General features: G+C 68.5%; 24 protein-coding genes. 13 read left to right on the forward strand and 11 right to left on the reverse strand.

Annotation, left to right across the window (positions count from 1 at the left end):
* Together RKE40_RS05765 and RKE40_RS05770 are read left to right on the forward strand one after the other, a co-directional pair.
* The coding region (locus RKE40_RS05765) for a hypothetical protein (protein ID WP_316017284.1) at positions 1-181 on the forward strand (181 nt) is incomplete at its 5' end.
* A gap of 34 nt (positions 182-215) precedes the next feature.
* On the forward strand, positions 216-548 hold the full coding sequence (locus RKE40_RS05770; RefSeq protein ID WP_316017285.1) for a DUF1491 family protein: 333 nt from the start codon (positions 216-218) through the stop codon (positions 546-548).
* On the opposite strand, the gene RKE40_RS05775 is transcribed toward RKE40_RS05770, so the two are convergent.
* The gene (locus tag RKE40_RS05775; RefSeq protein WP_316017286.1) at positions 545-1,669 is read right to left on the reverse strand and encodes a DUF2336 domain-containing protein; all 1,125 of its coding nucleotides are present in this window, start codon (positions 1,667-1,669) and stop codon (positions 545-547) included. The two genes, RKE40_RS05770 and RKE40_RS05775, sit on opposite strands and share 4 nt — an antisense overlap.
* 454 nt (positions 1,670-2,123) lie before the next feature.
* On the opposite strand from RKE40_RS05775, the gene RKE40_RS05780 reads away from it, so the two are divergent.
* Positions 2,124-2,885 carry a hypothetical protein gene (locus RKE40_RS05780; protein ID WP_316017287.1) on the forward strand — a complete coding sequence of 254 codons (762 nt, stop codon included), beginning with the start codon at positions 2,124-2,126 and terminating at the stop codon, positions 2,883-2,885.
* Here RKE40_RS05780 and RKE40_RS05785 read toward each other — a convergent pair.
* The 7 genes from RKE40_RS05785 to RKE40_RS05815 all read right to left on the reverse strand — a co-directional run bounded on the left by RKE40_RS05785 (position 2,882) and on the right by RKE40_RS05815 (position 10,477).
* Positions 2,882-3,529 (reverse strand): DUF1254 domain-containing protein, encoded by a 648-nt coding sequence (locus tag RKE40_RS05785; RefSeq protein ID WP_316017288.1) that lies wholly within the window; start codon positions 3,527-3,529, stop codon positions 2,882-2,884. The genes RKE40_RS05780 and RKE40_RS05785 overlap by 4 nt on opposite strands.
* Positions 3,526-4,101: a DUF1214 domain-containing protein gene (locus RKE40_RS05790; protein ID WP_316017289.1), complete on the reverse strand. Its 576-nt coding sequence runs from the start codon at positions 4,099-4,101 to the stop codon at positions 3,526-3,528. Before RKE40_RS05790 ends, RKE40_RS05785 begins: the two co-directional genes overlap by 4 nt.
* Before the next feature lie 103 nt (positions 4,102-4,204).
* Entirely contained in the window at positions 4,205-6,427 is a 2,223-nt protein-coding gene (locus RKE40_RS05795) for a transglycosylase domain-containing protein (RefSeq protein WP_316017290.1), read from the reverse strand.
* Between the two features lie 208 nt (positions 6,428-6,635).
* On the reverse strand, positions 6,636-7,418 hold the full coding sequence (locus RKE40_RS05800; RefSeq protein ID WP_316017291.1) for a class I SAM-dependent methyltransferase: 783 nt from the start codon (positions 7,416-7,418) through the stop codon (positions 6,636-6,638).
* A 46-nt stretch (positions 7,419-7,464) separates the two neighbouring features.
* Positions 7,465-8,253, reverse strand: coding sequence for an ABC transporter ATP-binding protein (locus RKE40_RS05805; protein ID WP_390893262.1), 789 nt, complete (start codon positions 8,251-8,253; stop codon positions 7,465-7,467).
* Positions 8,250-9,320 carry a FecCD family ABC transporter permease gene (locus RKE40_RS05810; protein ID WP_390893263.1) on the reverse strand — a complete coding sequence of 357 codons (1,071 nt, stop codon included), beginning with the start codon at positions 9,318-9,320 and terminating at the stop codon, positions 8,250-8,252. The genes RKE40_RS05805 and RKE40_RS05810 overlap by 4 nt, the downstream gene beginning before the upstream one ends.
* Before the next feature lie 14 nt (positions 9,321-9,334).
* On the reverse strand, positions 9,335-10,477 hold the full coding sequence (locus tag RKE40_RS05815) for an ABC transporter substrate-binding protein (RefSeq protein WP_316017293.1): 1,143 nt from the start codon (positions 10,475-10,477) through the stop codon (positions 9,335-9,337).
* Between the two features lie 194 nt (positions 10,478-10,671).
* Here RKE40_RS05815 and RKE40_RS05820 point away from each other — a divergent pair, with 194 nt between their 5' ends.
* Together RKE40_RS05820 and ppdK are read left to right on the forward strand one after the other, a co-directional pair.
* A complete protein-coding gene (locus tag RKE40_RS05820; RefSeq protein ID WP_316017294.1) occupies positions 10,672-11,175 on the forward strand; it encodes a YcgN family cysteine cluster protein in 504 nt (167 codons plus the stop codon).
* A gap of 298 nt (positions 11,176-11,473) precedes the next feature.
* The gene (gene ppdK, locus RKE40_RS05825) at positions 11,474-14,158 is read left to right on the forward strand and encodes a pyruvate, phosphate dikinase (RefSeq protein ID WP_316017295.1); all 2,685 of its coding nucleotides are present in this window, start codon (positions 11,474-11,476) and stop codon (positions 14,156-14,158) included.
* Between the two features lie 82 nt (positions 14,159-14,240).
* On the opposite strand, the gene RKE40_RS05830 is transcribed toward ppdK, so the two are convergent.
* On the reverse strand, positions 14,241-15,143 hold the full coding sequence (locus RKE40_RS05830; protein WP_316017296.1) for a quinone oxidoreductase family protein: 903 nt from the start codon (positions 15,141-15,143) through the stop codon (positions 14,241-14,243).
* A 175-nt stretch (positions 15,144-15,318) separates the two neighbouring features.
* Between RKE40_RS05830 and RKE40_RS05835 the strand changes: the two genes are divergently transcribed.
* The 6 genes from RKE40_RS05835 (at position 15,319) to RKE40_RS05860 (ending at position 19,141) form a co-directional block, all read left to right on the forward strand.
* A complete protein-coding gene (locus RKE40_RS05835) occupies positions 15,319-15,660 on the forward strand; it encodes a helix-turn-helix domain-containing protein (protein ID WP_316017297.1) in 342 nt (113 codons plus the stop codon).
* Positions 15,657-16,358, forward strand: a complete 702-nt coding sequence (locus RKE40_RS05840) for an HAD family hydrolase (protein WP_316017298.1) — start codon at positions 15,657-15,659, stop codon at positions 16,356-16,358. The genes RKE40_RS05835 and RKE40_RS05840 overlap by 4 nt, the downstream gene beginning before the upstream one ends.
* A 264-nt stretch (positions 16,359-16,622) precedes the next feature.
* A complete protein-coding gene (locus RKE40_RS05845) occupies positions 16,623-16,832 on the forward strand; it encodes a cold-shock protein (RefSeq protein ID WP_110488019.1) in 210 nt (69 codons plus the stop codon).
* 202 nt (positions 16,833-17,034) lie between these two features.
* Positions 17,035-18,513 (forward strand): DEAD/DEAH box helicase, encoded by a 1,479-nt coding sequence (locus RKE40_RS05850; RefSeq protein WP_316017299.1) that lies wholly within the window; start codon positions 17,035-17,037, stop codon positions 18,511-18,513.
* An 81-nt stretch (positions 18,514-18,594) separates the two neighbouring features.
* The gene (gene infA / locus RKE40_RS05855) at positions 18,595-18,864 is read left to right on the forward strand and encodes a translation initiation factor IF-1 (RefSeq protein ID WP_057187732.1); all 270 of its coding nucleotides are present in this window, start codon (positions 18,595-18,597) and stop codon (positions 18,862-18,864) included.
* A gap of 7 nt (positions 18,865-18,871) precedes the next feature.
* Entirely contained in the window at positions 18,872-19,141 is a 270-nt protein-coding gene (locus tag RKE40_RS05860) for a hypothetical protein (RefSeq protein ID WP_316017300.1), read from the forward strand.
* 250 nt (positions 19,142-19,391) lie between these two features.
* Here RKE40_RS05860 and RKE40_RS05865 read toward each other — a convergent pair whose 3' ends face one another.
* Both RKE40_RS05865 and RKE40_RS05870 read right to left on the reverse strand, forming a co-directional pair.
* Entirely contained in the window at positions 19,392-19,985 is a 594-nt protein-coding gene (locus RKE40_RS05865) for a hypothetical protein (RefSeq protein WP_316017301.1), read from the reverse strand.
* A 474-nt stretch (positions 19,986-20,459) separates the two neighbouring features.
* Complete coding sequence (locus tag RKE40_RS05870) at positions 20,460-21,758, reverse strand: cell wall hydrolase (RefSeq protein ID WP_316017302.1); 1,299 nt, start codon at positions 21,756-21,758, stop codon at positions 20,460-20,462.
* Between the two features lie 312 nt (positions 21,759-22,070).
* On the opposite strand from RKE40_RS05870, the gene RKE40_RS05875 reads away from it, so the two are divergent.
* Positions 22,071-23,306, forward strand: a complete 1,236-nt coding sequence (locus tag RKE40_RS05875) for an MFS transporter (RefSeq protein WP_316017303.1) — start codon at positions 22,071-22,073, stop codon at positions 23,304-23,306.
* 211 nt (positions 23,307-23,517) lie between these two features.
* Positions 23,518-24,504, forward strand: coding sequence for an acrylyl-CoA reductase (NADPH) (acuI, locus tag RKE40_RS05880; protein WP_316017304.1), 987 nt, complete (start codon positions 23,518-23,520; stop codon positions 24,502-24,504).
* Positions 24,505-24,535 lie beyond the last annotated feature (31 nt).

The following is a 24,535-nucleotide window of genomic DNA, read 5'->3' on the forward strand; positions in this document are numbered from 1 at the left end:
TCCGCCGGCCGCCGTGGCGCCCGCACCTGCGCCTGCGCCGCGGTCGGCCCAGCCGGCTCCGGCCGCGCGCCCGGCACCGTCGCGCGACCCGATCGCCGATCTGATCAACGGCGCCGATCTGCGCCCGCCGGCGGATATCCGCGGTTCGGCGACGGCGCGCGCCAACGCCGCGTCGCGCTGAGAACCGAACCAGGACGCGGCACGGAGCAGAACGGTTGGCACGCCTGACCAGCGATTTCTGGGTGTCGGCCTATCTCAGGCAAGCGGCGCTTGATGGCCTCGTCGCGGTGCTGCGCCGTCGCGGCGCCAGCGAGGCCGGAGCGATCTTCGTCAAGCTCGACCGGTTGGACGGTACCGCCGTGCTCTATGGCCCGGCGCCGCAGGCGCTCGCCGATGACGATGGCGGGCGCCGCTTCCAGCGCCTGCTCGAGGCCGACCCGCTGACAATTGAGGATCGTGTGGCGCGGGAGGTCCGCTTCGACGGCGACCTCTGGCTCGTCGAGATCGAGAACCGGGCCGGCGATCCCAGGCTGCAACTGGTCGACTAGCCCGTCTTGCCGCCGAGCCGGCGCAGCACTTCCTGCACGTTGCTCCGCGCTGCGGGCCGTTCCGCGCCGGCCCTGACGGGGGTTCCGCTCGGGTCCATCGCCGGCTGCAGGTTCGGGCGGAAGCCGGCATTTTCCGAGAGCCGGCCGATCTGCAAGGCGAGCCGCCGTGCCGTCGCGGGCGTGAGCAGGCGCATCAGGTCCGCCAGGGCGAAGATGCGCTGGACCGACAGGGCAGTGTCGTCGCCGAGGCCGATCAGGAAGCGTGTCGCCTCTTCCGGGCTGGCGCCGCAGCCGACGAGGGTCAGGGCCGCAAGCTGGCGCGAGTGATCCTCGGCAATCGCGCGCGCGAACTCTGCGCCGGCGCCGAAGATGTCGGCCAGGGCTTCGAAGGCGCCTTGCCGGTCGACCAGCGCTGTCGCGACGAGGCCCTGGAACTGCTCGGCGCTGATCGACGGACGGCGCGGCGAGGGGGCGAGGGCCTCATGCGCGGTCGCGGCCTCGATCATCGCCAGCCGCTTGTCGAGGCTGGCCTGGAGGAAGAGCGGCGAGAGCTCAGCGACCGGCAGATCGTCGCGCGCGAGGAGGTGCAGGCCGAGCGCCGGCAGCGCAGCCGCCCGCGCCAGCAACACGTCGAGCGCCGCGCGCGGCAGCACCGAGGCGGCATTGCCGGCAAGCACCAGGGCGACGGCGGAATCCGGGTGGCCGGCGAGCAGCGTGCTCGCCGCTGCCGTGAGCCCGGCGCGCCCCGCCAATGCGAGCTGCGCGGCAGGATCTCCCTCGACGGCGATGTCCTCGATCTCGGCAGGCGAGAGCGGCATGCCGCGTCTGATCAGCGCCGCCAGCACCTCGCCGCCGCGTGCTTGCAAGGCGGCCAGGATCTCCGGTGGCGTGTGGCGCCAGCCGGCGAGCTTGCGGGCCAGCACCAGCGCGGTCGATTCGTCGACGATCGGAATCAGCGTCGCAGCCATTTCGCGGAAGGCCTCCATGTCTTCCGCCGGCGGGTTGGCGGTCGAGAGCAGGAGATCGGCCTTCACCCGCAACGCGACCTGTCGCAGATCCAACCCGCCATCGCTGGCGAGGCGGGCGAGCTGCGCGAGATCGGCGGCGATTCGGGAAGGCATTGGCGGGCTCGCGGAGAAAATAATTCGATTCCCGCAAAATTATCCCCGATGCGTTAGCACTGCGTTAACCATGACAGGGCCTGATGTTGGAGAGGATGGCGTGCCGACGTCGCGCAGATTGCCTGACCCGGAGCGCCTGAGGACAGGCTGCGTGCGGCGGGAGCCGGTTTGGCATGAATCCCGCTTCGTGCTTCCAGGTCAGAGACGGACGAAGTTTGCGATTTTCCCGCAGGCGCCAACAAGGGAGGCGCATCATGGCCGACGTCATTCCTTTCGCGCCGCGCAGGCGCTTCGCCAGATCCGCAGCCGCCGCGGCCGACGCAGCGCCGGCGCAGATCCTGTTCTTCACCGGGGTTCGCTATGAACGCCAGCCCGAGCCTCCTGCGGCCAAGCGGCAGCGCAGGCCGCGGCCGGCCGGGGGCGCGAGCCGTGACGCCCGCCGCAGGCGGCCAGGGTGAAGCTCCTCGCCCTCCCGGCGATCCTGTCCAGCCTTCTTCTCGCCGCTTGCACGACCGGCGATCTCGGCCGACCCCGCCCCAGCATCTTCAGCGACCAGTTCGCGCCCGCCATGGGCGAGTGGTCGGCGCGCCTGCGCGGCGAGGCTTCATCCTGGTTCCATCTGACCGATGACGAGCAGCAGATGCGGGCCCGCGCCTGGCGGCTGGTGATGCCGGCGCATGAGCTCAGCACCTTCGAAAGCCAGGTCTCGGCGCTCGCCCATGCCCGTATCCTCCCGGCAGAGGCGCAGTCGAGCGCCGTATCGGATTATCAGCGGGCGCTGACTTCCGGCTCCTTTGCCTCGCAGGCCTCGCGCTATAATCGTCTCGCCGAGGATGCCAACGCCGATCGCGCGCTGCTCGGGCCGTTCCGCGCCAATGCGGTCCGGGTCGTCAACGCGGACCGCGCACGGCTGCGCACCCTCGAGGCTTCGCCTCGTGTCCCGGTGGAAAACCGCGACCCCGCGCAGGCGCGCGTGATGGAGAACGAGGGGCTGATCCTCTGGGTCTGCGAGCGCCTGCGCTTTCGCGTGTCCAGCTATCGCTATGCCCTCGACAATCTCGTGGTCGAGATGCCCTCGCGCGAGGCCGTCAGGGCAGAGCGCGCGATCATGGGCCTGGAGGCCGAGCTCGAACAGGTCTGCAAGCTGCCGCTGATCGGCGTGTTCCGCGGCGAGGGCGCGCCAAGGGCCGACCGCCCGGTCTCCTACAAGGGCTAATCCGCGCTCGTGCAGGCGACGCTCGTCGCGAGGGCTTCGGCCTCGCCGCGATCAACGGCACGGCGCAGCATGACGCGGGCGACGATCAGCCCCTGCGGCGCGGGGGCGACGACACGCAGCTCGCGCGAGGTTTCGCCTTCCTCGTCCTGGGCCAAGTGCTCGTCGAGTTGCTCCTGCGTCATCACCACGAATTCGAGCACGCCGCGGATCGCCGCCCGGTCGGTGATCGCATAAGCGACGCCGCCGCCACGGCGATGCAGCGTCAGGCCGAGCGGCAGCGCCCCCGTCTGGGCCGAAACGCGCACGGGGCCTGTGCTGAGATCGAAGCCGCAGACGGCGCTGACGCTGTTCGGGTCGGGCTCCGCCAGGCCAGGCAGCCCTGCCGGTGCCGGCGTCACCAGCTCGGCATGGCCCTCGTCGCCCAGTGCGGCATAGACGGAGGCGGCATCGCGTTCGGCCAGCACCGGGATCAGCAGCACCGCGAGAATGTGGACGATGCCGGCGAGGACCAGCCCCATCATGGTCAGCAGGACGAGGCGGCGCAGACCTCGGCCAAGCAGGCGCGGCCAGCCGGTGGCCGATGCCATGGCCGGCTTCGCGGCAGGGGCGCCATGCAGATCCCGCGGATCGTCGAGCGCGCTCATCGGCAATCCACCCGGCTGATCCGGGGCAGGGCTTCCGGTCGCAGTTCGCCGGCATGGCTGGAGATCGGCGTGTCGTAGAGCCGCAACCTGAACTGGAAGCGCCCGGAAGGCGGCAGCGGCAGCCAGTTTCCGGCCTCGGGCGTTGCGGCGGCGATGATCCTCAGCCCGCCGCGCTCGTTGCGAACCAGCTCGGCATCGCTGAAGCTCTCGCGGGCGACCGCGAGCTGGAGCGGGCGGCGCGCCGGGTCGGCGATGGCAAGCGACCAGCCGCGGGCAGGGGGGGTGAGCCCCGTGACGCTATAGCGGCAGCGGCCGTCGAGCGGCTGCCCGGCATCGTCGCGCTCGGCGATGAGCTGCAGCCCTTCGCCGGCGCCGAGCGGCAGGTGGACGCCACGCGCCAGATAGGCCCGCATATAGGGATCGGTGTCGCGCGCGCCGCTCTTCGGCCAGGTGGTCCAGGCGCCGATCTGCGCCCGGCCGACGATGGGCCGTTCGGCCACGGCGTAATGCGCCGAAGCCAGCCCCAGCCCGGCGCCGAGCGCTATCACATAGGCGAGTTCGAGGACGCGCATGATGCGGAGGGCAGCTCCCTTCGACGGGTTGGGGCGACGCGCCGAGTCTAGAGCGCCGGACGGCGCGGAAGAAGCGCAATCTGCCGAGGCCGGCCGGCACGGCTCAGCGGAAGCGCGTCAGGCTCGGCCCGGCCGGCAATTCGCCGATGCCGGCCTGGACCGACGTCCGGGCCGCCCGCGGCGCCTCGACCGCCTTGAACATCGCCCCGACCGACGACAGCACCTCGAAGGATTTGCGCGGCATGTGGCCGGCATTGGCGCCGGCGCTCGGCTGCACCGGGCCGGTGTTCTTCGCCACGGTCGCCTTGTCCGCCGCCGGCGGCGCGACGCCCGGGATCGGCTTGATCTCGATGCCCTGATGGGCGAACGCCATGATCTCCTTCCAGACCATCGCCGGCAGCGAGCCGCCGGTCATGTTGTTGGTCTCGGAGGAATCGTCGTTGCCGAACCAGACGGCGCCGACGAGATTGCCGGTGTAGCCGACATACCAGGCGTCCTTGTAGCCATTGGTCGTCCCGGTCTTGCCGGCGCTGATCACGCCGTCGAGCGCCGCGCGCCGGCCGGTACCGGCAGTCGGCACGGTCGAGAGCATCTGGTTCATCTCCATTGCCACCTGTGCGCTCAGCACCTGGGCCGGAGGCGGCTCGTCGCGGTCGTGGCGGTAGATCTCGTCGCCGAGCGAATTGCGGATCTCGAAGGCGGCATAGGGCTTGGCCCGCTTGCCGCCATTGGCGAAGACCGAGAACGCGGCGGCCTGGTCGATCACGGTGACCTCGGCGGCGCCGATCGGCAGCGAGACCGTGTCGGTCAGCGGCGTCGTCAGGCCCATGGCGCGGGCGGTCTCGACGATCTTGTTGCGGCCGATGCGCGCCGCGCGCGCCTCATGCGTCTCGCCGGTCGCCCGGCCGATCGCGATCGACATCTGCACCGGGATCGTGTTGATCGACTTGGCGAGCGCGACCGTCAGCGGCATCGAGCCGGAATAGGAACGCCCGTAATTGTTAGGGCACCAGTTGCCGATGCAGACCGGCCGGTCGGTGACGATCGTGGTCGGCTTGTAGAGACCGGCGCTCATCGCCGCAGCGTAGACATAGGGTTTGAACGAGGAACCGGGCTGGCGCAGGCTCGAGGTCGCGCGGTTGAACTGGCTCGCGCCATAGTCGCGCCCACCGACGATCGCGCGCACCGCCCCGTCCGGATCCATGATCACCGTCGCAGCCTGCCGGGCCCGGTAGGCCTGGCCGTGCTGGCGCAGGATGCTCTCCACCGCCTCGTCGGCGCGCTTCTGGATCGCCGGATCGTGCGGGGTCTTCACCGTGAGTACGCGCTCGGGGCCGATCTTGCCGTCCTCGGCGAGCTTGCGCACCTCGTCGAAGGCCCAGTCGAGATAGTAGTCGGGGCTGGCGTCACGGCGCCGGTCGATCGGCTTGGCCGGGTTGCGCCGGGCGGAATCGATCTGCCCGGCCGTCATGAAGCCGGCATCGACCATCGCGCCGAGCACGTCGTTGGCGCGGGCGCGCGCCGCCGGCAAATTGACATGGGGGGCGAATTTGGTCGGCGCCTTGAACAGGCCGGCGAGCATGGCGGCCTCGGCGACCGTGACGTCCTTGGCCGATTTGCCGAAATAGTACTCCGCCGCGGCCGCGACGCCGAAGGTTCCGCCGCCCATATAGGCGCGGTCGAGATAGAGCTTCAGGATCTCGTTCTTGGTCAGCCGGTATTCGAGCCAGATCGAGAGGAAGGCTTCCTTGATCTTGCGGTCGAGCGAGCGCTCATTGCTGAGGAAGAGGTTCTTGGCGAGCTGCTGGGTGATCGACGAGCCGCCCTGCACGACGCCCGAAGCGCGCGCATTGACGGTGAGCGCCCGGAAAGTGCCGAAGATGTCGATGCCGAAATGGTCGTAGAAGCGCCGGTCCTCGGTGGCGAGCACCGCCTTGATCAGATGGTCCGGCAGCTCTTCCAGCTTCAGCGAGTCGTCGTGCCTTGCGCCGCGGTGGCCGATCTCGGAGCCGTAGCGGTCAAGGAAAGTGACTGCGAAGACTTGGTTTTTCAGCGCATCCTCGCGGCCCTCGCGAAAGGCCGGGATCGCGAGCAGGAGCATGACGATCGAGCCGGCGATGCCGACATTCAGGCCCTCGCTGACGAGTTCGGTGGCGAGGCGTTTCGGTCCGCTGACGGTGAGGCGGTCGGTGGCGCTGCGGATGCGCTCGTAGAGCTCGCCCGCGCGCCGGCCGGCGGCATAGAGCGAGTCGTCGAGCCATGAGTCTGCGGCCAGCGCCGAGCGCTTCAGGCGGGTCGTCCAGCGCGCCTTCCTGAACTCGATCACGGACCGGGCCACCTTCAGAATGCCGCGGGTCAGGCCCGCGGCGTCCCTGGACCAGGTGCAGATGCCCGGCCCAGCTTACCGAGATAAGCCTTGCCGGCCCCTGACGGAAGAGGCTTGCGCGGCCTGTGGTCACCAGCAGGTTTCAGGCCAGCGCGCGCGTCTCGTTTCGGTACAGAATTGACCCGCCTATCGTGCCATTTCTGGCGCTTCAGGCCTTCGTCGCCACCAGCGCGAAGCGGGTCGAGGAAACCAGCCGCAAGGCGTCGTGCAGGGCGGCACTGCGCTGCTGCGCCCGCACCACCTGCCGGTAGTCGGCTGACTCGATCCGGGCGAAGCCGGCCTCGCGCAGCATGGCGCCGAGGCGCTCATAGCTCAGCCCGTCGCGGAAGAAGAAGCGCCGGGTGATCGAGTCGAAGGCCTCCCGGTCGGCCGTATGGGCGGCGGCGCCGGTGCGCTCGCGCAGCCAGCTCGCGCTGCGGTTGATCAGGTTCTGGAGCCAGGAGCGGTTGATCCAGTCGCCGTCGATCACCAGGAGCTTGCCGCCGGGGCGCAGCACCCTGAACCATTCGGCGAAGGCGGCTTCAGGATCGGTCAGGGTCCAGACCAGATGCCGCGTCACCAACGCGTCATAGCTCTCGTCGTCGTCGAGCAGGCGTTCGGCGTCGCCGGCCAGAATCTTCGCTTTGTCGCCATGCTTGGCGCGGGCACGGGCGAGCATGTCCTCGGAGAAGTCGATCGCCGTCACCTTGTGGCCGAGCGAGAGCAGGCTCCGGGTGATCTCGCCGGTGCCGCAGGCGAGGTCGAGCACTTCTAGCGGGGCGGAGCCGAAGGCCTGGCGCAGCAGGCGCTGGAAGGCGGCGAGCTCGGCATCCGACTTGATCGCATGGCCGACCTGCTGGTCGAAGGTCTGAGCGCGGCTCGACCAGTAGGCGCGGATCTCTTCCTTCAGCGAGTAGTTGGCGCCGGGGCTGGAAGCGTTGGTGTCTGGCATCGGCTTGCGTCGCTTCGAAAGGTTGGCGGACGTGAAAGCATGGACCTCAGAGGGCGGCAAGCTCCGGCCTTGCCCGCTGGCTCGCCTTGCGGGCCGATCCCTGGACCACGACGAAGGGCGCTTCGCCGTCGCCGGTCTCGACCCGGGCGACGACACCATAGACCTCTTCGAGCAGCGCCGGGGTGATGATTTCGCGCGGCGGCCCGAGCGCGACGAGGCGGCCCTTCGCCAGCACCATCACCTTGTCGGCGATGCGCAGGGCCTGGTTGAGGTCGTGGATCGCGATCAGCACGCAGATCTTCTTCTCGCGGGCGAGGCGGGCGACGAGGCTCAGAACCTCGAACTGGCGATGCAGGTCGAGCGCGCTGGTCGGCTCGTCGAGCAGCATGATCTCCGGCCGGCGCACCAGCGTCTGGGCGATCGAGACGAGCTGGCGCTGGCCGCCGGAGAGCTCGCCGAGCCCTCGGAAGGCGAGCTCGGCGATATCGAGATCGTGAAGCGCCTGGTCGATCGCGGCGAGCTCCTCGTCGCCGACACCCCAGGAGCCGCCCTGCTTGCGGGCGAGCAGGATCGATTCGTAGACGGTCAGCACCGCGTTCACCGCTGTGTCCTGCGGCAGGTAGCACGGCGCCTTGCCGGCGCTGCTGACGATCTCGACCGTGCCGGCGCCCGACGCCATGCCGGCGATGCGGCGGAACAGGCTCGATTTGCCGGCGGCATTGGGCCCGATCACCGCGACGACCTCGCCGCCGAGCAGGTCGGGCGTGCTGATGCCGGTGAGGATCTGGCGCTTGCCATAGGCGACGCCGACTTCGCTGAGGGCGAGCCGCTTCACCATGAGCGCCTCCGGCTGGTCAGGATCAGGCTGAAGAAGAACGGCACGCCGACCAGGGCGGTGACGACGCTGATCGGGAAGATCAGCCCGGGGATCAGCGACTTGCTGACCACCGAGGAGGCGGAGAGCAGGGCGGCGCCTGCCAGCGCCGAGGCCGGCAGGAAGAAGCGCTGGTCCTCGCCGATCAGCATCCGCGCGATATGCGGGCCGACGAGGCCGATGAAGCCGATCGTGCCGACGAAGGCGACCGGCACCGAGGCGAGCAGCGCGACGAGCAGCATCGTCTCCAGCCGCAGCCGCTTGACGTCGATGCCGAAGCTCGCCGCCTTCTCGTCGCCGAGGCGGAGCGTGGTCAGGGCCCAGGCGCGGCGGGCGAAGAGCGGCAGGCAGAACAGCAGAACGGCGGAGGTGATTGCGAGCTTGTGCCAGCTCGCCTTGGTCAGCGAGCCCATCATCCAGAACACCACCGCGCCCAGCGCCTGCTCGGAGGCGAAGAACTGCAGCAGCGCCAGCAGGGCGTTGAAGGTGAAGACGAGCGCGATGCCGAGCAGCACCACCGTCTCGGTGGTGACGTCGCGGCGCTGGCTCAGCATGTGGATCAGCAGCGAGGCGCCCATCGCCATGATGAAGGCGTTGAGCGGCACGACATAGTCGATGGCGAAGGGCACGATCGCGACGCCGAAGACCAGCGCCAGCGCCGCCCCGAAGCTCGCGGCCCCGGAGATGCCGAGCGTGAACGGGCTGGCCAGCGGGTTGTTGAGCACGGTCTGCATCTGCGCGCCGGCGATGGCGAGCGCTGCACCGGTGACCACCGCCATCAGCGCGACCGGCAACCGGATGTCCCAGATCACCACCCGCACCGCGGCCGGCGCGGTCGCCGGCGAAAGCAGGGCGTCGACGACCTGGCCCATGCTGTAGCGGGCTGGCCCCAGCATCAGGTCGACGAGGAAGCAGAGCAGCAGGACGGCGGCGAAACCGGCGAGCATCAGCTTGCGGCGAAAGGCGAGCGCCCGATAGGCGTCGCGCCCTTCCGCTGCCGCCGGCTGGGTCGCGGCCTTCTCCATCAGGGCCGGCGTCAGGCTCACTTGGCGGCCTCGAGCGAGACCCACAGGCCGGGCTCGTAGGGCAGGGGCAGGAAGCGCTCGTGCAGCACCTTCATGGTCGCGTCGGGATCGACGTCCTTGAACAGCTCCGGATGCTGCCATTTCGCGATCTGCTGGATCGCCACGAACTGGTAGGGGCTGTTGTAGAACTGGTGCCAGATGCCGTGGACGCGGCCGTTCTTCACCGCCGCGGTCTGCGCAAAGGCGGGGCGCTTCATCAGATTGGCGAGCTTGCGGCGCGCTTCGGTCATGTCGGCACCGGCGCCGAGGCCGACCCAGTTGCCGCCCGGGACGTAGCCGTCCCAGCTGCTGCCGGTGACGATCACGATGTCGGGATTGTCGGCGACGATGCGCTCCGGGTTGATCGTGCCGAAGGTGCCGGGGATCAGCGGCGTCGCCAGGTTACGGCCGCCGGCGAACTCGACCATCTTGCCGAAATTCTCGTTGCCGAAGGACATGCAGCAATCGTCGGAGTAGCCGCCGGCGCGCTCGACCATGACGAGCGGGCGCTTGAGATCGCCCGCCTTGGCGAGCCGGTCGGTGACCAGCGCGATCTGCTCGGCGCGGTACTTTATGAAATCCTCTGCGACCTGCTCCTTGCCGAACAGCTTGCCGATCAGGCGCATCGACGGCTCAGTGTGCTCGAAGGGCTTCTCGCGGAAGTCGACATAGACCACGGGGATCCCGACGGAGGCCAGTTTCTCGACCAGCTTGGCCTCGTCGCTGGCGACCTTGGCCTCGATGTTCATGAAAAGCACGTCGGGCTTCAGGGCGATCGCCTGCTCGACGTCGAAGGCACCTTCCTTCATGCCGCCGAAGGTCGGCAGCTTGGCGATCTGCGGGTAGCGCGCGAGATAGGCCTTGTAGTTCTCGGGGTCGGCCTTGCCGAGATCGTCGCGCCAGCCGACGACGCGCTTGAACGGGTCGTCCTTGTCGAGCGCGGCGACGAAATACATCTGCCGGCCCTCGCCGAGGATGATCTTGCGCACCGGCGCCTCGACCTCGACCTTGCGGCCGATGATGTCGGTGACGGTGATCTTCTCGGCGGCGGCGGGCAGTATGGCGGCAGCCAGGACGCCGGCAGCGGCGAATGCGCGCAGGAAGGCCCGTTTCGTCAGCATCGGAGAGCTCTTGCAGGAGGAAAGCTAGGGCTCAAATAGAAGGGCAATAGTATTCGGTCAATTATCATAGATTTTAATCATTCTAAATAAAGATTAGAATCAATCAAATCTGTTGATTGCGGGAAGGTCGTTACGGGGCGCTGCGCCGGCGTTCGCGAGCTTTCCTCCGCGCCCGCGACGGGGCATAAGCGGGCATGGCCGCAGACCCGATCGAGAGCCCGCCCTTCTGGCGGTCGAAATCCCTCGAGGAGATGACCGAGGCGGAGTGGGAATCGCTCTGCGACGGTTGCGGACGCTGCTGCCTGGTCAAGCTCGAGGACGAAGATACCGGCCGCATCCTGGCGACCGATATCGGCTGCCGCCTGTTCGACGCCGGGACCTGTCGCTGCCGCGACTACGAGAACCGCTCGCAGACCGTGCCGGATTGCGTGACGCTGACGCCGGAGGCGGTGCGCACCCTTTCCTGGCTGCCGCCGACCTGTGCCTATCGCCTGATCGGGGAGGGCAAGGATCTGCCCTGGTGGCATCCGCTGGTCTCGGGCGATCCGCAGACCGTGGTCGAAGCCGGGGTCTCGGTGCGCGGCAAGGTCCACGCCAATGAGGACGAGGTCGGCGAGGACGAGATCGTCGCGCGTCTCGTCAACTGGCCGCTGCGCTGGCCCGCGGCGGCGCGCGCCAGGAAGGCTGGCCGGGGTTGAGCCTGGGAGCCTCGATGGAGGGCCGCGGGGCCTTTGTCCCGGCGAGCGATCGGCAGGATCGCCTCGCAAAGGATATCGCGCCGGGCTCCGGCATTTTCCTGGCATGCTTTGCGGTGCTGCTGGCTGCCCCGGCGCAGCGAAAGGTGCGCGGGCGCCCTGCCGCACTCATTGATTGTTCATCCGCTTTTGGGCATGACCACCCCGCGCGTGGGCGCTGCACAGGCAGGCTCCGCGGACTCGAAACCATGCGGGCGCGCCGACGTTGATCGCGGCGACAAACTCGGAAGAGGCTGGGCTTATGGCAGGCGAGAAGTGGGTCTACACCTTCGGCGACGGCAAGGCCGAGGGAGAGGCAGGGATGAAGAACCTGCTCGGCGGCAAGGGGGCAAACCTCGCCGAGATGAGCAATCTGGCCCTGCCGGTGCCGCCCGGCTTTACCATCACCACCGAAGTCTGCACCTGGTACTACGACAACGGCAAGACTTTCCCGGCCGAGCTGGACGGCCAGGTCAAGGCTGCGCTCGCCGACATGGGCAAGCTCACCGGCAAGACCTTCGGCGATCCTGCCAATCCGCTGCTCGTCTCGGTCCGCTCGGGTGCGCGCGCCTCGATGCCGGGCATGATGGACACCGTCCTCAATCTCGGCCTGAACGACGTCACGGTCGAGGCGGTGGCGCAGGCCTCGGGCGATGCCCGCTTCGCCTGGGACAGCTACCGCCGCTTCATCACCATGTATTCGAACGTCGTGCTCGACGTCGATCACGGCCATTTCGAGGAAGCGCTCGAGGACTACAAGGAGCGCAAGGGCTACCAGCTCGACACCGAGCTCTCGGCCGATGACTGGAAGAGCCTGGTCGGCAAGTACAAGGCGATCGTCCAGAAGGAGCTCGGCAGCGCGTTCCCGCAGGAGCCGGAGAAGCAGCTCTGGGGCGCTGTCGGCGCCGTGTTCTCCTCCTGGATGAACAACCGCGCCATCAAGTATCGCGAGCTCAACGACATTCCCGCCGCCTGGGGCACCGCCGTCAACGTCCAGTCGATGGTCTTCGGCAATATGGGCGAGACCTCGGCGACCGGCGTCGCCTTCACCCGCAACCCTTCGACCGGCGAGAACGAGCTTTACGGCGAGTTCCTGATCAACGCCCAGGGCGAGGACGTCGTCGCCGGCATCCGCACCCCGCAGGACATCACCGAGGCCGCCAAGATCGCCGCGGGCTCCGACAAGCCTTCGATGGAGAAGGCGATGCCGGAGGCCTATGCCGAGCTTTGCCGCATCTATGGCATCCTCGAAAAGCACTACCGCGACATGCAGGACATGGAATTCACCATCCAGGAGGGCAAGCTCTGGATGCTGCAGACCCGCTCCGGCAAGCGCACCGCCAAGGCGGCGCTGCGCATCGCGGTCGATCTCGCCCGCGAAGGCCTGATCACCGAGAAGGAGGCTGTCGGCCGCATCGAACCCGGCGCGCTCGACCAGCTCCTGCACCCGACCATCGACGCCAAGGCCGAGCGCCGCGTGCTGACCACCGGCCTGCCCGCTTCGCCCGGTGCCGCCGCCGGCGAGATCGTCTTCACCTCCGAGGCCGCCGAGGCGGCGAAGAAGGCGGGGCGCAAATGCATCCTCGTCCGGGTCGAGACCTCGCCTGAGGACATCCACGGCATGCACGCCGCCGAGGGCATCCTGACCACACGCGGCGGCATGACCTCGCATGCGGCGGTCGTGGCGCGCGGCATGGGCAAGCCCTGCGTCTCCGGCGCCGGCCAGATCCGCGTCGACTACGCCAAGGCGACGATGAGCGTCGGCCCGACCACGCTGAAGTCCGGCGACTTCGTCACCATCGACGGCTCGACCGGCCAGGTCCTGCTCGGCGAGGTCAAGATGCAGCAGCCGGAGTTCTCCGAGGAGTTCAAGACGCTGATGGGCTGGGCCGACAACGTCCGGCGCCTGAAGGTCCGCGCCAATGCCGAGACACCGCGCGACGCCAGGACCGCCCGCGAGTTCGGCGCCGAAGGCATCGGCCTCTGCCGCACCGAGCACATGTTCTTCGACGCCGGCCGCATCCTCGCCATGCGCGAGATGATCCTGTCCGAGGAAGAGGCCGGCCGGCGCGCCGCGCTCGCCAAGCTCCTGCCGATGCAGCGCCAGGACTTCGTCGAGCTCTTCACCATCATGCACGGCCTGCCGGTGACGATCCGCCTGCTCGACCCGCCGCTGCACGAGTTCCTGCCGCATAGCGACGAGGAGATCGCCGAGGTCGCGGCCGCGATGGGCACGACCATCGACAAGCTCAAGCGCCGCGCCGCCGAGCTGCACGAGTTCAACCCGATGCTCGGCTTCCGCGGCGTCCGCCTCGCCGTGGCCTATCCCGAGATCGCCGAGATGCAGGCGCGCGCCATCTTCGAGGCCGCGGTGATCGCGGCGCGGGAGACCGGCAAGCCGGTGATCCCGGAGGTGATGGTGCCGCTGGTGATCGGCTCGCCGGAGTTCGATCTGGTCAAGGCCGGCATCGACGCGATGGCGGCCGCGGTGCGTACCGAGACCGGGGCGAGCCTGAGCTATCAGGTCGGCACCATGATCGAGCTGCCGCGTGCTGCGCTGCGCGCCGAGGAGATCGCAAGGACCGCCGAGTTCTTCTCCTTCGGCACCAACGATCTCACGCAGACGGCACTCGGCATCAGCCGCGACGATGCCTCGTCCTTCCTCGGCTCCTATACGGCGAGGGGCCTGCTGACGAGCGATCCCTTCGTGACGATCGATCAGGAAGGCGTCGGCGAGCTCGTCAGGATCGCGGTCGAGCGCGGCCGCAAGTCGCGTCCCGACATCAAGCTCGGCATCTGCGGCGAGCATGGCGGCGACCCGGCCTCGATCGGCTTCTGCGAGAGCGTCGGCCTCGACTACGTCTCCTGCTCGCCCTTCCGCGTGCCGATCGCCCGCCTCGCTGCCGCGCAGGCGGCCCTTGGGGCGATCAAGGCCAAGGACGCCTGAGGCAGGCCGGAGCCCGTTCCGATCAGCTTGCAGCGCAAGCTGATCGGCAAAACGGTCTCTATCTCAAAAAGTGAGAGCCGGATCACGGCGTGATCAGGATCGCGCCGTTGACCCGGCGCGCTTCCGCCGCCTCGTGGACCGCGACGATGTCGTCGAGGGAAAAGCGCGCGCCGATCTCGACGGCGACATGGCCCTTCGCGACCGCGTCGAAGAAGTCGGCGGCATTGGCTCGAAAGGTCGCCGGGTCGGCATTGTGCGGGAAGATGGAAGGCCGCGTCAGGAACAGGCAGCCCTTCTTGTTCAGCAGTTCCGGCTCGATCGCCGGCGCCTTGCCGGAGGCCGCCCCGTAGCTGACGACGAGGCCGAAGGGCGCCGCGCAGTCGAGCGACTGGATCAGCGTGTCCTTGCCGATCGCGTCGTAGACGACCCGTGCCTTGCGGCCGCCGGCCGCCTCGATGAAGGCTTCCGGCCAGGCGGGGTCGTTGAGGTCGATCACCGCCTGGCAGCCTGCTGCCAGCGCCGCGTCACGCTTCTGCGGCGAGCCGGTGGTGCCGATGACGGTCGCGCCCAGGGCCGTCGCCCAGCGCGTCAGGATCTGGCCGACGCCGCCGGCCGCCGAATGGACGAGCAGCAGGTCGCCGGGCTCGACGCGGTGCGTCTTGCGCAGCAGGTACTGCGCGGTCATGCCCTTGAAGAGCAGCGTCGCGGCGGCCTCGTCAGAGACATTGTCGGGGAGCCTGACCAGCTTGTCGGCCGGCACGTTGCGCCTGTCGGCATAGGCGCCGACGCCGGCATTCATGTAGGCGACCCGCTCGCCCGGCGACCATCCACTCACTCCTTCGCCGAGGGCCTCGATCACGCCCGCTGCCTCGAAGCCGAGGCCGGTCGGCAGCGGCAGTGGATAGACGCCCTTGCGCTGATAGACGTCGATGAAGTTGAAGCCGATCGCCGTCTGGCGCAGCGTGACCTCGCCCGGCCCGGGCATCGGAAGCTCAAGTCGCGTGACGGAAAGGGCGCTCGGTGGTCCGAAGGCTCCGAGAACAACGCTGCGGCTTGTCGTCATGTCGCTTCCGCTCCAGAGATGATCCTCGCAATGGGGCACATTGTAAGGTACGATACAAGTCGTACCTTGTCGCGCGCCGACCGGAAAGGCTGACACGTTGCCAGATGAGAACGGCCACCCAGCCGTCGACGAGATCGAGCTCGGCGCGGTTTTCGCCGCGCTGGCCGATCCGTTGCGCCGGCAGGTCGTGCTGAAGCTCGCAGCTGCGCCTGACGAGATCCGCCATTGCAGCGCTTTCGACCTGCCGGTCACCAAGGCGACGCGCACCCATCATTTCCGGGTGCTGAGGGAGGCCGGGCTGATCCGGCAGGTCGATCTCGGCAACAGCCGTACCAACCAGTTGCGCCTGGCCGATCTGCAGGTGCGCTTCCCCGGCCTCGCCGATCTCCTGCTGGCGGAGGCTGCGAGCATCGGCACCGCGAAAGGAGGGGCGACATGACGAGAGCGCTCACCACCATCGGCTTCGATGCCGACGACACGCTCTGGCAGAACGAGCAGTTCTTCCGGCTGACCGAGGACCGCTTCGTCGCGCTGCTCGGCGAGCATGGCGCGGCGGCCGAGATCTCCGGTAGGCTGCTCGAGGCCGAGAAGCGCAATCTTGGTTTCTACGGCTTCGGCATCAAGGGCTTCACGCTCTCGATGATCGAGACGGCGATCGACGTCACGCGCGGCCAGGTTTCGTCCGCCGTGATCGGCGAGATCCTCGCCGCCGGCCGCGAGATGGCGGCCCATCCCGTCGAGACCTTGCCGCATGCCGCCGAGACATTGGCGGCGCTCGCCGGCGATTATCGTCTCGTGCTGATCACCAAGGGCGATCTCTTCGATCAGGAGCGCAAGCTCGCCCAGTCCGGCCTCGGCGACTTCTTCGACGCGGTCGAGATCGTCAGCGACAAGACCGTCGCGACCTATCAGCGGCTGTTCGCCCGCCACGGAACCGGTCCCGAGCGGGCGCTGATGGTCGGCAACTCGCTGAAGTCCGACATCGTTCCGGCGCTGGCTGCCGGCTCCTGGGCCGCGCATGTCCCGCACGAGCTGACCTGGGCGCTGGAGCATGCCGAGGAGCCGGCGGGCGAGCGGCGCTTTCGCAAGCTCGTCGATCTCGGCGGGCTAGTCGGCCTCGTCCGCGAAATCGGCTGATCCCCGCATCCGGCCCCGCCGAGCGGCGGGAAGGGGCGGATTGGCCCGGAATCCGGCCTCGCTGGACCATTCTTGCAAATCGTGCTACCTCGCCCCACGTAAGACGAGATGCGGCCGGGTTCTGGCCAATCCTCCGCGCGGGTCATCCGGTCGGCGGGCACGATTCAGATCCACCACACATCGCTACAAGTCCGTGATGAGGCGTCCGCGCGCCGAGTGACGGGTCGCAACGGTACGCGGATCTGAAACGTAAGGAATTATGCCATGAACAAGGGCACCGTGAAGTGGTTCAACGCCACCAAGGGCTACGGTTTCATCACCCCTGAGAACGGCGGCCAGGACATCTTCGTCCACATCTCCGCCGTCGAGCGCGCCGGCCTGCGCGAGCTGCGCGAAGGTCAGGTCGTCTCCTACGAGCTGATCGCCGATCGCAAGACCGGCAAGTCCTCGGCCGGCAACCTCGCCGTCGCCTGAGTGACCGATATCGCGGGCGGGTCCTTGGGGCCCGCCTGCTCCCCCTAGGCGGGCAAGGGCCCGCACGACACGATATCCTCCGGCGCAGTGGCTAGCGGTTCGCCGGGTGGAAAGAGCTTCATACGTAGACCGAGTATTGCAGGACGCGGCGCTTCCGTTCTCCACGTGCGCCCCTTGCTCACCGGTCCTGGAAAGACCTGTTTTGACAAAATTCACCGACCTCGGCCTGGCCGAGCCCCTTCTCAAGGCGCTCGCGGCCGAAGGTTATGAGACGCCTACGCCGATCCAGGCGCAGGCGATCCCTGCGATTCGCGACGGCCGTGACCTGCTCGGCGCCGCCCAGACCGGTACCGGCAAGACGGCGGCCTTCTCGCTGCCGATGCTGCACCGGCTGCTCGGCCAGCCGCGGCGCATGCAGCCGCGCTCGGTGCGCGCGCTGATCCTGTCGCCGACGCGCGAGCTTTCGGCCCAGATCGAGGCCAATATCCGCGGCTACGCCCAGTTCACCTCGCTGAAGTCGACCGTGATCTTCGGCGGCGTGCCCGTAGGCAAGCAGATCCGTGCGCTCGGCCAGCATGTCGACATCCTCGTCGCCACGCCCGGCCGCCTGCTCGACCTCGTCGACCAGCGCGCCGTGTCGCTGCGCGAGATCGAGTTCCTGGTCCTCGACGAGGCCGACCAGATGCTCGACCTCGGCTTCATCCATGCGCTGCGCAAGATCGCGACGCTGATCCCGAAGCAGCGCCAGACCCTGCTGTTCTCGGCGACCATGCCGAAGGCGATCCGCGAGATCGCTTCCGCTTATCTGACCGACCCGGTCGAGGTCGCGGTCGCGCCGGTCGCGACCACCGCCGAGAAGATCGAGCAGCGCGTCATCTTCACGGAAGCCGGCCAGAAGCCCGCTCTGCTGGCGAAGACCCTGAGCGTTCCCGAGATGGAGCGCGCCATCGTCTTCACCCGCACCAAGCACGGTGCCGACAAGGTCGTGCGCCAGCTCGAGCAGTCCGGCATCAAGTCGGCCGCGATCCACGGCAACAAGAGCCAGGGCCAGCGCGAGCGGGCTCTCGGTGCCTTCCGCGACGGCGAGTTGCGCATCCTGGTCGCGACCGACATCGCGGCGCGCGGCATCGATGTCGACGGCATCAGCCATGTCGTCAATTTCGACCTGCCGAACGTGCCCGAGACCTATGTCCACCGCATCGGCCGCACGGCGCGCGCCGGCGCCTCGGGCCTCGCCATCGCCTTCTGCACGCCGGAAGAGCGCGGCGATCTCGCGGCGATCGAGAAGCTGACCAAGGTCGCGCTCACTCCGATCGGCGAAGTGCCGTATTGGGACGGACGCACCCCGAAGAAGCCGCCGCAGAACCAGGGCCGTGGCGGCCGTGGCCAGCAGGGCGGCGGTGGCCGGGGCGATGGGCAGCGCCAGCATCAGGGCCAGCGCCAGGGCGCCAAGGCCGGCAATGGCGGCGGGCACAACGGCGGCGGCCGCAATGGTGGCGGCCAGCGCAGCGATGCGCCGCGCCCGAACCAGCCGCGTGGCGAGCGTCCGGCCCAGCGCAATGATGCGCCGGTTGCACGAAAAGAAGCGGCTTCGGCCAATGAAGGGCTTGGCGGCGTCGCGTTCTTGCAGCAAAGAACGGAACAACGACGCACCAATGGCGCAAGGCGGCGCGCGAACTGACGCGCTGAGCGCCCGACGGGTCGGATCGCGGCAGGCTGCCGCTCCGACCCTTGCGCCGAAGAGAAGACGAAGGATCAGGGAATGGCGAAGGAAGAACTTCTCGAATTCGACGGCACCGTGGTCGAGGTGCTCCCGGACGGAAACTACCGGGTCAAGCTCGACAACGACCACGTCATCCTGGCCTATGCGGCCGGCAAGATGAAGAAGAACCGCATCCGCACCATCGCCGGCGACCGCGTGGTCGTCGAGATGTCGCCCTACGACCTCGACCGGGGTCGCATCAACTTCCGCCAGAAGACCGCGAGCCCCGGCCCGATGCCGCCGCGGCCGCAGAACTTCCGCCGGCGCTGAGCCGCCGATGCGCTTCACCAAGCCCGAGCAGTTCTTCATCGCTGCAGGCGTCGGGCTTGGCGCCGCGGCGTCGCTCGCCGCCAATACCGGCTGGATCGCGAAGGGGGGCACGTTCCCGCCCTTCGTCTACGTGCTGCTGGGCCTCGGCATCGTCGAGGTCGCGGTCAGCCTCTTGATGCGCCAGCCGCCGGGCTCGCTCTTCACCTTTCCGGCCCGCATCCTCGCCTTCGCGCTCGGCGTCGGCGTGCTGATCCTGCTGACCGGCGGGCTCGCCTGAGCGGCGCAGCACTCGGACAAATCCAAACCGTCATTCTGGACAAGCAGCGTAGCCGCGCAGCTCCGGAAGCCATCGTAGGGCACTGGAGCTCAGTGATGGATTCCGGCGCGCCGCTTCGCTGCGGCTGGAATGACGCGGGGGAGGGGCGGGGCCGCCCGCCCGTCCAGGCCACAAAAAAGCCCCGGCCGAAGCCGGGGCGTGAGTGGCATTTTCCGTGATGAATAGGACTACGTAGAAAGTTCGCTGAAACTCAGTAGCGGGCCCGCGCCCATTGCTGGGAGCCGGGGCTGACCAGGACCTGGCGCTGGCGGGTGGCATATTCGGCCGGGATCGTCTCGTGCACGACCTGCGTGGCGCGGACCATGACGCGGCGGCTGCGCTGGCCGTAGACCGCTGGTACCACGTCGTATTCAACCGAGGCCGGAGAGACCTCGACGGTGCGCTGCTGGTAGCCGTATTGCGCGGGGACATCGACCCAGCAGCCGGTGGTCTGGCCATAGGCGTCGCGGCTGACCTCCCAGCGGCGCGTCGCCGGCGCGATCAGGACCTTCTCGGAAACGGTCTGGTACTGGGCCGGGATGCGCCGCGCGATGCGGCGCTCGGGCTGGACCATCACCTTCTCGACGACGGTGTCGTATTCGGCCGGGATGACGCGGGAAAAGGTCCGCTCGGGGCGGGTGACATAGCTTTCCTCGACCGTGCCGTAGACCGGCGGCGTCGTCACCAGCTTGTAGCAGGACGAGCCGTAGCAGCCGCCGCCGGCCGCGGCCGGAGCGGCGAAGCCGAGCGCCCCGAGGAGGGCGGTGGCGGCAATGCCGCCAAGCGAGAGAACCCTGGATGCCATGTCTGACCTCTGCCCCGTTGCGCGGCACTGCGGCCGTGTTGTTGGGGCAAGAAAAGCCGGACCGAACTGATGAACGCAAGGTAAACGCTAAAACAAGGTAAAATTAACCATGGCGGCGGCGGCCGGAAGGTTCAGCTCCGTTGCAATGGTCTTGCCGGAATTGCAGTCATTCGAACGGTCCGGGAAACCGATCATCAGTACTGGCCAACCGGGTGGTGCCCGGAAAACCCCCAAGCCGTAAACGCCGCGAAAGCAGAGATGGAGAGGGAGCGGCTCTCCCTCCCACAGGACCGCCCCCTCTCCGCAGGCATCTGGCCTGCGCTCGCCCCGGCTCTCGAGTGCCGTGTGCCGCCCGGCCCATTCCGAAAGGCCGAAAGACGAACGGCAGGTTCGTACAGGGCGCAAGGCGTCGGTGGCGTTACGCCAGGATTAAGTCGGCGTTACCTTGGGGAGGGACAGGCAATCTGAGCAGCCTCAAGTCTGCCCCGGCCGCAGCTTGTAGAAGACGTGCCGCCCGATCGTGTCCATCTTCTTCAGCTTGCGTGCCCAATACGGCCGGACATAGTCGGCATGGTAATGGGTCGAGGCGCCGACATCGGCGAGATAGGTCGTGCCGTCATAGACCTCGCGGGCGATGCGGGTCGCGTCGCGCCAGGGGCCGGGCTCGGTGATGCGCAGCGACTTGCCTTCGCAGGCGAAGGTGAACTGGCAGGCGAGGTGGCGGTTACGGTTCTGGTAGACCGTGCCGCAGACCGTGTCGGGATAGAGCCCGCTCTTGACCCGGTTGAGCACGACCTGCGCCACCGCGGCGCGGCCCTGCTCGCTCTCCGAGCGGGCCTCGAAATAGATCGCCTCGGCGAGGCAGCGCTGTTCCTTCGCCATGTTCTCGGGCGCGATCAGGCTGGTGTAGATCTGCTTGCCTTCGTTCGCGCCTTCTCCCGGCAGGCGCCCGCGGCCGGGCGTCGCCTTCGCGATACGGCTCTGCGGCGCGGCTCCCGGCCCGGTGGAGACGGGCGGCGGCGTTGCCGAGGCGAGCCTTGAGTCCGGGGTCGTCGACGGGGTGGATGAGGATTGCGCCAAGGGGCCGGCGACCGAAGGCGTCGAGCCGTCGATGCTCTCGGGCCGCAACCCGGCATCGCGCGGCGAAGAGCTGGCCTTCGGGATCGCGACCGGCGAGGCGTCCGACAGCGCCGGATCGGTGACGCCCTCGTCATGCGCCGGCGGTTCGAAGCCGATCTGCGGCCCGTCATAGCCTTCGAGCGCCTCGAGCGAGAAGCCGCCCGAGATCAGGCCGGGCGTCTCGCCGAAGACGATGTGCTCGAGCTCGCCGGGCGGACCGTTGCGCGTCAGCGTCGGCCGCAGGCCGATGATCGGGTCGCCCTTGGCGCTGCGATCGACCTGCGGAAACGAACCGGCTGCCCGTTTCATATCCTCGCGCGGCAGGCGCGGGTCGGAGACGAAGACGTTTTCGGGAATGTCGAAGGAAAGCCGGGCCGGCTGGATCACCCGTTCGAAGGCACGCTCCGGCATGCGGAAGGCGCTCACGGCCACGAGCATCGACGGTCCTTCCGCAAGATCGGAATGCGGGTTCGGCGCGGCGCGCGCGATCAGCGAGGATGGCGAGGCGTAGGAATCGTGGTTCTGGCCGGCCGAGGCGGTGAAGGAGACCAGCAGCCCAGCCGACAGCGCCCAGGGTGCGACCGTCGCCAGCGCCCATTTCAGGCGGGCACTGCGGCTTCGCTTCGATCGCCGGCGCGGACGCAACTGACTCAAGGTGCTCAACCCGAGAGGAATGGAACGGCATGCGCGACCTGCGATGATGCAAATTCGCGACATCTCGATAATCGAACGTCAGGGTTGAGGGTCGGTTAATGGCCCGCGCCTGAAGGCGGGAGAGCAACGCAGCGCGGCGCCCGTCGACGACCGGGAAGCCTGGCGCGCAAACCGCCGAAATCCCGCCTCTGGCGGCAAAAGCACCGAATTTCCATGCATCGCCGTGATGCGCGATGTAACGGAAACGCGTTGGAGTCGGCGAGCTGCCGGCGCTAACGTGCAGACACACTTCCCCATGCTCCGGAGCCTTGCATGAATTCCGCCGCCAAGCGCAGCCATGCGCCGGAGATCATCGTCGTCGCCGGCTGCCTGATCGCCCTGATCAGCTTCGGGCCGCGCGCCAGCGCCGGCCTCTTCCAGATCCCGATGACGCTGCAATTCGGCTGGGGCCGCGACACCTTCGGCCTGGCGCTCGCGATCCAGAACCTGCTCTGGGGTCTGGGCGCCCCCTTCGCCGGCGCGATTGCCGACCGTTTCGGTCTCGTCCGGGTGCTCTGCGTCGGTGCGCTGCTCTATGCCGCTGGCCTCGTCATGATGGCCTATGCCACGACCCCGCTGCAGCTGCATTTCGGCGCGGGCGTGCTGATCGGCTTCGGGCTCTCGGCCTGCTCGTTCAACCTGATCCTCGCCGCCTTCGGCAAGCTCCTGCCGGAGAGCTGGCGCCCGCTCGCCTTCGGCGCCGGCACGGCGGCCGGCTCCTTCGGCCAGTTCCTTTTCCCGCCGATCGGCAACATCCTGATCGAGACGCTCGGCTGGCAGCAGGCGCTTGTCGTCTTCGCCTTCACCCTGCTGCCTGTCATTCCGCTGGCGACCATGCTGGCCATGCGCAAGACCGGGGCGGCCGTCGGGCAGGCAGCCGCCGCCAACCTGCCGAACCAGACCATCCGGCAGGCGCTGGGCGAGGCCTTCAAGCATCGCTCCTATGTGCTGCTGGTGCTCGGCTTCTTCACTTGCGGCTTCCAGCTCGCCTTCATCACCGTGCACATGCCGGCCTATCTCAAGGATGCCGGCCTGCCGGCCTGGGTCGGCGGCTGGACGCTCGCCGCCATCGGCCTCGCCAATGCCGCGGGCTCGCTCGGCTCGGGTTGGCTCTCCTCGCGCATGCCCAAGCGCCATTTGCTCGCCTGGATCTATTTCGGCCGGGCGGTGGCGATCGCCGCCTTCATCCTGATCCCTGCGAGCCCGGCGACGGCGATCATCTTCGGCATCACCATCGGCCTGTTCTGGCTCTCGACGGTGCCGCCGACCTCCTCGCTGGTGATGCTGATGTTCGGCACCAAGTACATGGCGATGCTCTACGGCTTCGCCTTCTTCTCGCATCAGGTCGGCGGCTTCCTCGGCGTGTTGCTCGGGGGCATCCTCTATGAGCGCTTCGGCTCCTACGACATCGTCTGGTGGCTGTCGGTCGCGCTCGGCGTCGCCTCGGCTCTGATCAACCTGCCGATCGTCGAGAAGCCGGTGGCGCGCCCGCAGGCCCAGCCAGCCTGACCAAAGACGCACGGGCTCGCCGCTTGCAGGCGGCGGCCCGGCGCGGTCAACTCAGCCGGCTGATCTGCACCATGCTCAGCCCTCATCCTGAGGAGCGGACGTTGGTCCGCGTCTCGAAGGATGCTCCAGAGCGTGCTGGAGCATCCTTCGAGACGCCGCTACGCGGCTCCTCAGGATGAGTGCTGAACCAGAAGCTTCCGGAGTGAATTCCATGACCACCTTCAAGGCCCTGATCGCCAGCAAGGGCGAAGCCGGCACGAGTCTCGCCTTCGGCGATTTCGCCGAGGCCGACCTGATGGAAGGCGACGTCACCGTCCGCGTCACCCATTCCACCGTCAACTACAAGGACGGGCTCGCGCTCACCGGCCGCGCCCCCGTGGTGCGGCGCTGGCCGATGATCCCCGGCATCGACTTCGCCGGCCGGGTCGAAGCCTCCGACAACCCCGCCTTCAAGCCGGGCGATCTCGTCATTCTCAATGGCTGGGGCACGGGCGAGACGCATCTTGGCGCCTATGCCCAGAAGAGCCGGGTCAAAGCCGACTGGCTGGTGCCGCTGCCGGAAGGCATGAACCCGGGCGAGGCGATGGCGATCGGCACCGCCGGCTATACCGCCATGCTCTGCGTGCTGGCGCTCGAGAAGCACGGGCTGAAGCCGTCCGACGGTCCGGTCGTCGTCACCGGCGCTGCCGGCGGCGTCGGTTCGGTCGCGATCGCGCTCCTGGCCAAGGCCGGCTGGCATGTCATCGCCTCGACCGGCCGGGCCGAGGAGGCCGATTATCTCAAGGGGCTTGGCGCCGCCGAGATCATCGACCGCAACGAGCTCTCCGGGCCGGGCCGCCCGCTCGGCAAGGAGCGCTGGATTGCCGGCGTCGACGCCGTCGGCTCGCACACCCTCGCCAACCTGCTCTCGATGACGAAGTATGGCGGCGCGATCGCCGCCTGCGGCCTCGCCCAGGGCATGGACCTGCCGGCCTCGGTCGCGCCCTTCATCCTGCGTGGCGTCGCCCTGCTCGGCGTCGATTCCGTGATGTGCCCGAAGCCGCGCCGGCTCGAGGCCTGGGCCCGCCTCGCCAGCGATCTCGACCGCGACAAGCTCGCGGCGATGACGACGACGATCCCGCTCGAGGACGTCGTCGAGACCGGCCGCGCCATCCTCGACGGCAAGGTGCGCGGCCGCGTCGTGGTCGAGGTCGGCTGAGCCCTTTACTAGCGGCGGCGGGGTGTCCCGC

The organism is Allobosea rubneri (assembly GCF_032464875.1).
In the GTDB taxonomy this organism is placed as follows: Bacteria; Pseudomonadota; Alphaproteobacteria; order Rhizobiales; family Beijerinckiaceae; genus Allobosea; species Allobosea rubneri.

Excerpts from the sequence above, each read along its gene's own strand:
- RKE40_RS05865 (WP_316017301.1), bottom strand. The coding sequence starts at position 19,985 with ATGGCATCCAGGGTTCTCTCGCTTGGCGGCATTGCCGCCACCGCCCTC.
- RKE40_RS05830 (WP_316017296.1), bottom strand. The coding sequence starts at position 15,143 with ATGCCCGGGCCGGGCGAGGTCACGCTGCGCCAGACGGCGATCGGCTTC.
- RKE40_RS05820 (WP_316017294.1), top strand. The coding sequence starts at position 10,672 with ATGGCCGCAGACCCGATCGAGAGCCCGCCCTTCTGGCGGTCGAAATCC.
- ppdK (WP_316017295.1), top strand. The coding sequence starts at position 11,474 with ATGGCAGGCGAGAAGTGGGTCTACACCTTCGGCGACGGCAAGGCCGAG.
- infA (WP_057187732.1), top strand. The coding sequence starts at position 18,595 with ATGGCGAAGGAAGAACTTCTCGAATTCGACGGCACCGTGGTCGAGGTG.
- acuI (WP_316017304.1), top strand. The coding sequence starts at position 23,518 with ATGACCACCTTCAAGGCCCTGATCGCCAGCAAGGGCGAAGCCGGCACG.
- RKE40_RS05800 (WP_316017291.1), bottom strand. The coding sequence starts at position 7,418 with ATGCCAGACACCAACGCTTCCAGCCCCGGCGCCAACTACTCGCTGAAG.
- RKE40_RS05790 (WP_316017289.1), bottom strand. The coding sequence starts at position 4,101 with ATGCGCGTCCTCGAACTCGCCTATGTGATAGCGCTCGGCGCCGGGCTG.
- RKE40_RS05775 (WP_316017286.1), bottom strand. The coding sequence starts at position 1,669 with ATGCCTTCCCGAATCGCCGCCGATCTCGCGCAGCTCGCCCGCCTCGCC.
- RKE40_RS05840 (WP_316017298.1), top strand. The coding sequence starts at position 15,657 with ATGACGAGAGCGCTCACCACCATCGGCTTCGATGCCGACGACACGCTC.
- RKE40_RS05875 (WP_316017303.1), top strand. The coding sequence starts at position 22,071 with ATGAATTCCGCCGCCAAGCGCAGCCATGCGCCGGAGATCATCGTCGTC.
- RKE40_RS05785 (WP_316017288.1), bottom strand. The coding sequence starts at position 3,529 with ATGAGCGCGCTCGACGATCCGCGGGATCTGCATGGCGCCCCTGCCGCG.
- RKE40_RS05845 (WP_110488019.1), top strand. The coding sequence starts at position 16,623 with ATGAACAAGGGCACCGTGAAGTGGTTCAACGCCACCAAGGGCTACGGT.
- RKE40_RS05815 (WP_316017293.1), bottom strand. The coding sequence starts at position 10,477 with ATGCTGACGAAACGGGCCTTCCTGCGCGCATTCGCCGCTGCCGGCGTC.
- RKE40_RS05860 (WP_316017300.1), top strand. The coding sequence starts at position 18,872 with ATGCGCTTCACCAAGCCCGAGCAGTTCTTCATCGCTGCAGGCGTCGGG.